This window comes from uncultured Porphyromonas sp., from assembly GCF_938039215.1.
Lineage (GTDB): Bacteria > Bacteroidota > Bacteroidia > Bacteroidales > Porphyromonadaceae > Porphyromonas.
Genome location: NZ_CALHVI010000052.1, coordinates 22,860 through 31,240 on the forward strand (window position 1 = coordinate 22,860; position 8,381 = coordinate 31,240).

Below are 8,381 nucleotides of genomic sequence, written 5' to 3' on the forward strand. Positions count from 1 at the left end.
CCTCCTAGCACATGCACATTCCCTTTTGTCCTAGCGACCAAGTCAGGGCTACCCTACGAGCGATGAATGAAGCATCCGCTCTGGGGAAGCCCTTCTTCTTTGTCCTTGACTTCGAGCTCCAAGAAGGGCTCTTCTTCGCCGATCCGCTCCACGAGCCCGACGGCTCGATCTTCTTTGACTTCCCTTCGGCTAGGACACCCGAGCCTCGAGGGAGGAAGCTCCCCATCACGCTCACGCCAAGCCCCGAGCCCCTCCCCCGATACCAAGAGCGCTTCCGCATCATCCATGAGGGGCTCTCTCGGGGGGATAGCTTCCTGACGAACCTCACCCTCCGCACGCCCATCGAGACCGAAGCTAGCCTAGAGGACATCTACTGCTCCTCGAGCGCTACCTATCGGGTACTTCTACCCCATCGCTTCGTCTCTTTCTCGCCCGAACGCTTCGTTACCCTCAGAGGATCCGAACTGACGACGCATCCGATGAAGGGGACGATCGACGCTCGCCTACCCGAGGCGGCAGAGCGTCTCAGGAGTGACTACAAGGAAGGCTGTGAGCACCATACCATCGTCGATCTGATGCGCAATGACCTCAGTCGGGTCTCGGAGCAGGTGCACGTACGTCGCTTCAAGTACTTGACGGAGCTCCACACCTCGTCGGGTCCTCTGCTACAGATGAGTTCGGAGATCGTCGGCACTCTGGATCGAGAGCGTGGGCTGGCTCTAGGCGATCTGATCCTAGAGCTTCTCCCCGCAGGCTCCATCAGTGGAGCTCCCAAGAGGCGCACCGTAGAGCTCATCCAAGAGGCCGAAGGGACCCCCCGAGGCTTCTACACGGGGGTCTGTGGCTACTTCGATGGCGAAGCTCTAGACTCCGCCGTCCTCATCCGCTTCATCGAAGAGACTCCCACGGGCGAACTCTTCTACCGCTCGGGGGGAGGCATCACCATCAATAGTCAGTGCGAAGACGAGTATCACGAATGTTTGCAGAAGATCTACATCCCACAGAGCTAGAGCGAACGCCCCTCTTCATCGAGACCCTCATGCTCCGCTCGGGGAAGCTCCTACGCACAGAGCTTCATCGGGAGCGTATGCGACACTCCCTCGAGACTGAGCTTGCTCGGCGGGATGAAGTAGAATGTTCCCCCCTCCTTGCTCAGCTTAGTTCTCCTGCCCCTTGGTCTAAGGTGGAGCACTTCCTCTCGCACCAGCAGCTCGATCCCCAAGCTACCTACCGCCTCACCCTAGGCTACGATCTCCACGAGATCTGCTCCATCCGTCTCATCCCCTACGAGCGACGAATACTGCGAGCGCTACGCCCAGTCATGCTCCCCTCGAACTTTGACTACAGCCTCAAGTGGGCGGATCGGAGCTTCTTCGATCGAGTGACGGCACAGATGCCTCGGGACGAAGAGCCCCTCTTCGTTCGTTCGGATGGGACGATCACCGATACCTCCTACACCAATGTGTTGGTGGAGCTTGACGAAGGGCTCTTCACCCCGACACGTCCCCTCCTTCGGGGGACACAGCGAAGCTACCTCTTGAAGGAAGGGCTCATCCAAGAGCACGACACCTTGACGCTGGAGAAGATCCGAAGTGCTCGGCGCATCCTCCTCATCAATGCGCTCCTCCCCTTGGATGAAGCGATCAAGCTCCCTCCCGAAGCCCTTATTCCCAGTACCCTTCAGAGGGGGTAAAAAGGGACCCACTGTGGGTCGCCTTGACGACCCACGGTAGGTCGCATCGACGACCCACAGTAGGTCGTAAGAGCGACCTACCATAGGTCGCAAAAAGGGTGCTCCTAAGTTCCCCATTCCAGCACCTCCTGCGCCTAGCTCCCGACGCTTCGAGCTCCGTCAAGGAAAAGCAACCGAAGAAACGCCCCCGACGCATAGGAGCTTGGCGAAATAAGATTTTATTCCTACCTTTGCAGGGCAATTACGGAGCTAAGCTCTGCACAGCATGCGGCTGTGGTGTAATTGGTAGCCACGTCAGACTTAGGATCTGATGCCGCGAGGCGTGGGGGTTCGAGTCCCTTCAGCCGCACAAGACAAGCTGTCTACTCTCTTAAGAGGTAGGCAGCTTGCTTCGTTATATCCATTTGGTAAATGCTGCTTAGTGATGTACCTTTGCCAGCGAAAGAACTAAGGACAAAGGGGTGCTCACCTTCCTCGGGTGAGCTGAGATGATACCCTCAAGACCTGATCCAGATCATACTGGCGTAGGAATTGTTCATCTACCATATTTACCCTTCCCCTTCAGCTCTGCATTACTAATTCGTACCAATCGGTAATTGTATGATGAAGCGAAAAACCCTTCTCTCCGTCGTAGCTCTATCTGCTACGGCTACCCTACCCTTCACTGCCTCCGCCTCGACCTTCGCCGAGCAAGATAGCCTCAAGACGCACCGCCTCGAAGAGGTGCAAGTGACCGCTACCCGTGCCTCGGCTCGGACGCCGATGTCCTTCTCCAACCTCTCGAAGGCACAGCTCCAGAAGGCGAACCTCGGCCTTGATGTCCCCTACCTCCTCCTGCAGACCCCATCCGTCGTCGCCACCAGCGAACCAGGGATCGGGATCGGCTACACCTACCTCCGTGTCCGTGGGGTCGATGCCGCAGGGATCAATATCATGACCAACGGGGTCCCCCTCAACGACTCCGAGAGCCAAGGAGTCTTCTGGGCCAACATGCCCAACTTCTCCTCCAGCATCCAGGATGCTCAGCTACAACGTGGTGTAGGGACTTCGTCCAACGGTTCAGCAGCCTTCGGGGCAAGTCTCAACCTTCGCACCGACCACTTCGCCATGACCCCTACGGCCTCCCTCTCCCTCCTCGGAGGAGCCTACAATACCTTCCGTCGTGAGGTGCATGCCTCTACGGGACGTATCGCTGGGCACTGGGCCCTCGAAGCTCGTCTAGGGAAGACAACGACCGATGGCTACATTGACCGTAGTGGCACCGAAGGCACCTCGTACTTCCTCCAGGGAGGCTACTTCGGAGAGCATACCATCCTCAAGCTCCTCTCCTTCGGTGGCAAGCAACGCACAGGGATCGCTTGGAACGGGCTGAGCGCTTCCGAAGAAGCAACCTACGGCCGTCGCTACAACTCCGCTGGGCACATGAACCCTGGGAGTAGCCCAGCCGATGCCCGCTATCGATACAACACCGACAACTACGAGCAGAACCACCTGCAAGCACAGCTCACCCAGCGACTCAGCGAAGGGCTCATCCTCAACCTTACTGCCCACTACACCCAAGGCTACGGGTTCACCGATGAGTACCGCACGGGGCGTAAGCTCAAGGAATATGGGCTGAAGGAGTTCATCCTACGTGATGCCGATGGTCAAGCCATCCTCGACAAGAACGGCAAGGAGCAAAAGGTCAAGAAGATCACCCTCCTTCGCACCAAGTACCTCGACAATGACTTCTATGGCGGGATCGCCACCCTAGAATACAAAGCCAATCGCTTGGAACTCACCACGGGGCTCTCTGCTAACCACTATGTCGGGGATCACTACGGCGAGCGTACCCCCATCTCCCCCTATCCCTATCAGGTAGAGCCCAACGAGCGCTACTACGAGGACCGTGCACACAAGACCGACCTCTCAGGCTTCACGAAGGCCTCCTATGAGATCGCCTCTGGGCTCAACCTCTTTGCCGACCTACAGTATCGCTTCATCGACTACCGCATCAAGGGATCGATCGATCACTTCACGGGAGGCAAGCAGCAGCAGATGGATCTCAAGAAGACCTTCAGTTTCTTCAACCCTAAGGCAGGGCTCTTCTACCAGTTCGCTCCCCAGCATCATGTCTATGGATCTGTCGCTGTAGCCCATCGTGAGCCCAACCGTAAGCACTACACCGAGGTCAGCGAAGCCCAATATCCCCGTGCCGAGCGTCTCACCGACTACGAACTGGGGTATGGCTTCCGTAGTCGCACCTTCACGGCAGGGCTCAACCTCTACTACATGGACTACAAGGACCAGCTCGTCCTCAACGGGAAGATGAGCGATGTCGGCGGTTACCTCAGCGAGAATGTCGCTAAGAGCTACCGTGCAGGGGTCGAAGTGAATGCCTCTTGGCTCATCCTACCCGCCCTTCGTTGGGATCTAGCCCTCGGGACCAGTCGCAATAAGATCAAGTCCTACACCCTCTACGCTTGGAGCGACAAGACCTACGAGGAGGTAGCGACGACCTATACCGATACGCCGATCGCCTATTCACCCGAGCTCACTCTGAGCAATACCCTGACCTTCAGCCACCGAGCCTTCGAGGCAGCCCTCACCTCGCAGTATGTCGGAGCGCAGTATCTGGACAATACCGGGAGCAAGGATCGTAGCCTACCTAGCTATCATGTAGCAAGCCTCCGTCTGAGCTATGACCTCCCTGTGCGCAGCCTCAAGGCATGGCGACTCAGCCTGCAGGTCAATAACCTCCTTGACGCTAAGTATGCGAGCAACGGGAGTGCCTACTACACCTTCGACAAGCTGGGAGCGATCCAGTCGGCCAAGTCCATCTATCCACAGGCAGGCATCCATGTCTTCATAGGCTCGACGATCACTCTCTAAGCACCCTTCTCCTTCTCTACACCCTACTCTATGGATCTCCTTCACTTCATCTCCTCGCATCCTCTAGAGCTTGTCACCGTCGTAGTCTCACTGATCTGGCTCTACCTAGAGTACCGAGCAAGCATCTGGCTCTGGCCCGTGGGCATCCTCCTGCCTCTACTCTGGATACCCATCTGCTGGCAGAGCCGTCTCTATGGCATGCTCGCCATCAACATCTACTACCTCGTGACGAGCATCATCGGCTGGGTCGTATGGCTCCGCAAGCGAGGGGATGAAGCGGAGGAGCGTCCGATCACGGATATGAACCCACGCACAGCACTAGTCTACAGTCTGGGTGCTATCGTGGGTTACCTCGGTCTCCTACAGCTGCAGCCCTTCATCCCCGAGTGGCAAGTCCCTTGGGCAGATGCACTGACGACCATCGCCTCGATCATAGGGATGATCTGGATGGCACGGAAGTGGCGACAGCACTGGCTCTGCTGGATCCTAGCGAACGCTGCAGGCTTCGTCGCCCTCTACGGAGCAGAGGATTACATCTCCTCCTTCGTCTATGTCGTGAACTTCATCACGGCCTTCTTCGGCTACCGCAAGTGGGGTCGTCTGATGCGCTCCCACGACAAAGCACCTGCCTCCACCACCCAGCCCTAGAATAGCCACCCACCCTCTACCTATGCGCTACTATCCCCTCTTCACCCAAGAGAACCTACCCAAGACGCTCGTCATCGCCAATGGAGCCTTCCCCAAGGCTCCTACCCCGCTGGCGCTCATCGACCGCTGGCGCAGTGGCGAGGAAGGCTACAGCCTCACCTGCTGCGATGGAGCGGTCAATAAACTCCGTCAGTACACCGACAAGCTCCCCGATGCCGTGGTGGGGGATCTGGATTCGGTATCGTCGGGTCTGAAGGATCTCCTTGAGGGGCGGATCCATCACTTCCTCGATCAGGATACGAACGACCTGACCAAGACGATGAAGTTCATCCACAGTCAGGGGGGGAAGCGCCCCATCACGCTCCTCGGAGCAAGTGGAGGGCGAGAAGATCATCTGCTGGCTAATCTCTGTCTCCTGACTACCTACAGCGACCTGGTCAGCGACCTAGTGATGCTCACGGACGAAGGCTACTTCCTACTCCTCACGGAGCCTTCGGAGGTAGAGATCCTCTTAGGACAGCAGTTCTCCGTCTTCAACTTCCAGCAGACTCCCATCTCGCTGAGGGGGGCTCACTGGCCTCTGGAGCACTACACCCTGCCTCAGCTCTGGTGTGGCTCACTCAATCGAGCCAGTGCGAGTCACCTCAGCATCGACACCACGAGTCCCATCCTACTCTACCTCGCTAATGTCTAGCCTTCCACCACTGGAGATCGTCCTTCGGGCTCTTGGTGAGCTCGATCCTCGTGGGGTACTGCCCCCGAGTAGCATGGAACTGGAGCTCTGTCTGGGGCTCAGTAGGGAGGAACTGGATGAAGCCTTCCAAGCGGTCTATGCCCACCCGATGGAGGATGTCCTTGAGCTCTTTGCTCAGGAGCGTCTCCAGCAGTGCCCGAGCCAGCTTCTCGAGGACTATACAGGGCGAGTCACTATGGAGCATGGGTACACGGGCGAGCTGTACTACGGCTACTTCCCCTATCGCTTCGGCGAACTGCTTCTAGCGACGACTCCCCTCGGGCTGTGCTACAGCAGCTTTACCCTCGGGGATCGTGAGGAGGCACGGGAGCGCCTCATCGGAAGCTACCCGCACGTAGCGCACTTCCACGAAGAGTCCCACCCGATCTTGGAGCAAGCCATGAGGCACCTAGCTGAGCCGACGGTAGAGCCTCTCCCCCCACTTCATCTCATCGGCACGCTCTTCCAGCGATCAGTCTGGCAGACGATGCTCCTCGTACCTCGAGGGAGCTGTATCAGCTACCAAAGGATCGGTCAAGCACTGGGCTTCCCTCAGGCTGCCCAAGCGATCGGCTCGGCCGTTGGTGCTAATCCTCTAGCCCCCTTCATCCCCTGCCACCGAGTCCTTCCCAAGGAACATACCATTGGCTTCTATCACTGGGGGACAGGGCTCAAGGCAGCTCTGCTCGCTCCCGAACTACTCTAGCCACATCCGAGCCCACCAAGGCTCCATCCCTAGCCACAGATCTCACAGCAAAGCTTCCTCACATGAAGCGCAGCTGAGGTCTGTGGCTTTGTGCTATTGGACAGGGGACGAACGAAGGAGAAAGAAGCAAGTAGTGTAAACTTTCTTTACACATCGTCTGTTTTCCTCTTACACGTTTAATGAAAGAATTATCCAATAGCTGCATATGAGTATCAATTTACCTCAGTCTACGCTTCCCCGCGTCGTCATCGCTGGAGGGGGCTTCGCAGGACTCAAGCTCGCTCAAGACCTTGACGCTCGTCTCTTCCAGATCGTCCTCATCGACCATCATAATTACCACCAGTTCCCCCCGCTGATCTACCAAGTTGCATCGTCGGGACTGGAGCCTAGTTCGATCGCCTTCCCCTTCCGTGCAGCCTTCCGCAGGAAGAAGAACTTCGTCTTCCGTCTGGCTAATGTCATCGGGGTAGCACCCGAGCGCAAGTGCCTCCTCACCTCCGTGGGGGAAGTCGAATATGACTACCTCGTGCTGGCCTGCGGAGGGACGACGAACTTCTTCGGCAACGAGCAGATCGCTCGCAATAGCCTCCCGATGAAGACGCTCTACGAGTCGATGAACCTTCGCAATGTCCTCCTCCAGAATATCGAGAAGGCACTCGTATCCGACAGCCCCGAGGCTCGTGAAGCGCTCCTAACCGTGGCGATCGTAGGCGGAGGCCCTTCGGGTGTAGAGATCGCAGGCGCTCTAGCGGAGATGAAGCGCTATGTTCTACCGAAGGATTACCCTTACCTTGAGACGGAGCAGTTCAAGATCCACCTCATCGATGCCTCGCCCCGCCTCTTGATGGCGATGAGCGAGAAGAGCTCTGCCACGGCTACCAAAGGTCTAGAGGCTATGGGCGTAGAGATCCATCATCAGACGATGGTCACCGACTATGATGGCAAGGTCTTGACCCTCGGGGATGGGACCAAGATGAATACACGGACGGTCATCTGGGTGAGTGGGATCGTAGCCAATACCCTCGAAGGATTTTCGCCCGAAGCCATGGGACGAGGCAAGCGCCTGCTCGTGGACGGGCACAACGAACTCATAGGCTATCCTGGCATCTTTGCCCTCGGCGACCAATGTCTCATGACGGCAGATCCCGCCTACCCTCAGGGACATCCGCAGATGGCTCAAGTAGCGATCCAGCAGGCTGTACTGCTGGCGAAGAACCTCAAAGCCCGTGAGGAAGGTCGTGAAGAGAAGACCTTCCACTACCGAGATCTCGGCTCGATGGCTACCATCGGACGCAACAGAGCCGTAGCAGAGATCGGTAAGGCGAAGTGGGGTGGCTTCACCGCTTGGGTCCTCTGGCTCGTCGTACACCTTCGCTCCATCCTCTCCGTGCGCAACAAGGTCATCGTCCTGCTAAACTGGGTCTGGAACTACGTGACCTACGACCGCTCCCTGCGCCTCATCCTCAAGCGCCACGTCCCCGTTGAGCCCTACGAAGCTCGCCGTGAGCGTCTGGAGAACAAGGACACGCACGTCGACTAGCACCGAGCCCTACCTTCCCCCTTAATTTTTCAGCCCTTCGCCCTCCCCCGTCAGCATGACTTCGGGGAGGGCGAAGGGCTTTGTCGCAAACCCCCTCACAGAGCGGGCTGGAGCAAGCCCTACAAGATCGGCCTCAGAAACCTACTGTGGGTCGCCTCGACGACCTACGGTAGGTCGGTCGACCGACCCA

The 8,381-nt window shown here is 57.7% G+C and carries 7 protein-coding genes, 1 tRNA gene and 1 riboswitch; all 8 genes read left to right on the top strand.

Annotated elements, in window-relative coordinates:
• Window positions 1-62: 62 nt before the first annotated feature.
• The 8 genes from Q0336_RS06875 to Q0336_RS06910 all read left to right on the top strand — a co-directional run bounded on the left by Q0336_RS06875 (window position 63) and on the right by Q0336_RS06910 (window position 8,191).
• Complete coding sequence (locus Q0336_RS06875) at window positions 63-1,010, top strand: aminodeoxychorismate synthase component I (protein ID WP_298526997.1); 948 nt, start codon at window positions 63-65, stop codon at window positions 1,008-1,010.
• On the top strand, window positions 977-1,693 hold the full coding sequence (locus Q0336_RS06880; protein WP_298526999.1) for an aminotransferase class IV: 717 nt from the start codon (window positions 977-979) through the stop codon (window positions 1,691-1,693). The genes Q0336_RS06875 and Q0336_RS06880 overlap by 34 nt, the downstream gene beginning before the upstream one ends.
• Before the next feature lie 267 nt (window positions 1,694-1,960).
• Window positions 1,961-2,042, top strand: a tRNA-Leu gene (locus Q0336_RS06885).
• A 98-nt stretch (window positions 2,043-2,140) separates the two neighbouring features.
• A riboswitch (TPP riboswitch) is annotated at window positions 2,141-2,241 on the top strand.
• 52 nt (window positions 2,242-2,293) lie between these two features.
• Window positions 2,294-4,564: a TonB-dependent receptor gene (locus tag Q0336_RS06890; RefSeq protein WP_298527002.1), complete on the top strand. Its 2,271-nt coding sequence runs from the start codon at window positions 2,294-2,296 to the stop codon at window positions 4,562-4,564.
• Window positions 4,565-4,594: 30 nt separating this feature from the next.
• Entirely contained in the window at window positions 4,595-5,212 is a 618-nt protein-coding gene (gene pnuC / locus Q0336_RS06895) for a nicotinamide riboside transporter PnuC (protein ID WP_298527005.1), read from the top strand.
• Window positions 5,213-5,234: 22 nt separating this feature from the next.
• Entirely contained in the window at window positions 5,235-5,906 is a 672-nt protein-coding gene (locus tag Q0336_RS06900) for a thiamine diphosphokinase (protein WP_298527007.1), read from the top strand.
• Entirely contained in the window at window positions 5,899-6,651 is a 753-nt protein-coding gene (locus Q0336_RS06905; protein WP_298527010.1) for a methylated-DNA--[protein]-cysteine S-methyltransferase, read from the top strand. Before Q0336_RS06900 ends, Q0336_RS06905 begins: the two co-directional genes overlap by 8 nt.
• Before the next feature lie 205 nt (window positions 6,652-6,856).
• Window positions 6,857-8,191 carry an NAD(P)/FAD-dependent oxidoreductase gene (locus tag Q0336_RS06910; protein WP_298527013.1) on the top strand — a complete coding sequence of 445 codons (1,335 nt, stop codon included), beginning with the start codon at window positions 6,857-6,859 and terminating at the stop codon, window positions 8,189-8,191.
• The last annotated feature ends 190 nt before the right edge of the window (window positions 8,192-8,381 follow it).

Excerpts from the sequence above, each read along its gene's own strand:
- pnuC (WP_298527005.1), top strand. The coding sequence starts at position 4,595 with ATGGATCTCCTTCACTTCATCTCCTCGCATCCTCTAGAGCTTGTCACC.
- Q0336_RS06890 (WP_298527002.1), top strand. The coding sequence starts at position 2,294 with ATGATGAAGCGAAAAACCCTTCTCTCCGTCGTAGCTCTATCTGCTACG.
- Q0336_RS06900 (WP_298527007.1), top strand. The coding sequence starts at position 5,235 with ATGCGCTACTATCCCCTCTTCACCCAAGAGAACCTACCCAAGACGCTC.
- Q0336_RS06875 (WP_298526997.1), top strand. The coding sequence starts at position 63 with ATGAATGAAGCATCCGCTCTGGGGAAGCCCTTCTTCTTTGTCCTTGAC.
- Q0336_RS06880 (WP_298526999.1), top strand. The coding sequence starts at position 977 with ATGTTTGCAGAAGATCTACATCCCACAGAGCTAGAGCGAACGCCCCTC.
- Q0336_RS06905 (WP_298527010.1), top strand. The coding sequence starts at position 5,899 with ATGTCTAGCCTTCCACCACTGGAGATCGTCCTTCGGGCTCTTGGTGAG.
- Q0336_RS06910 (WP_298527013.1), top strand. The coding sequence starts at position 6,857 with ATGAGTATCAATTTACCTCAGTCTACGCTTCCCCGCGTCGTCATCGCT.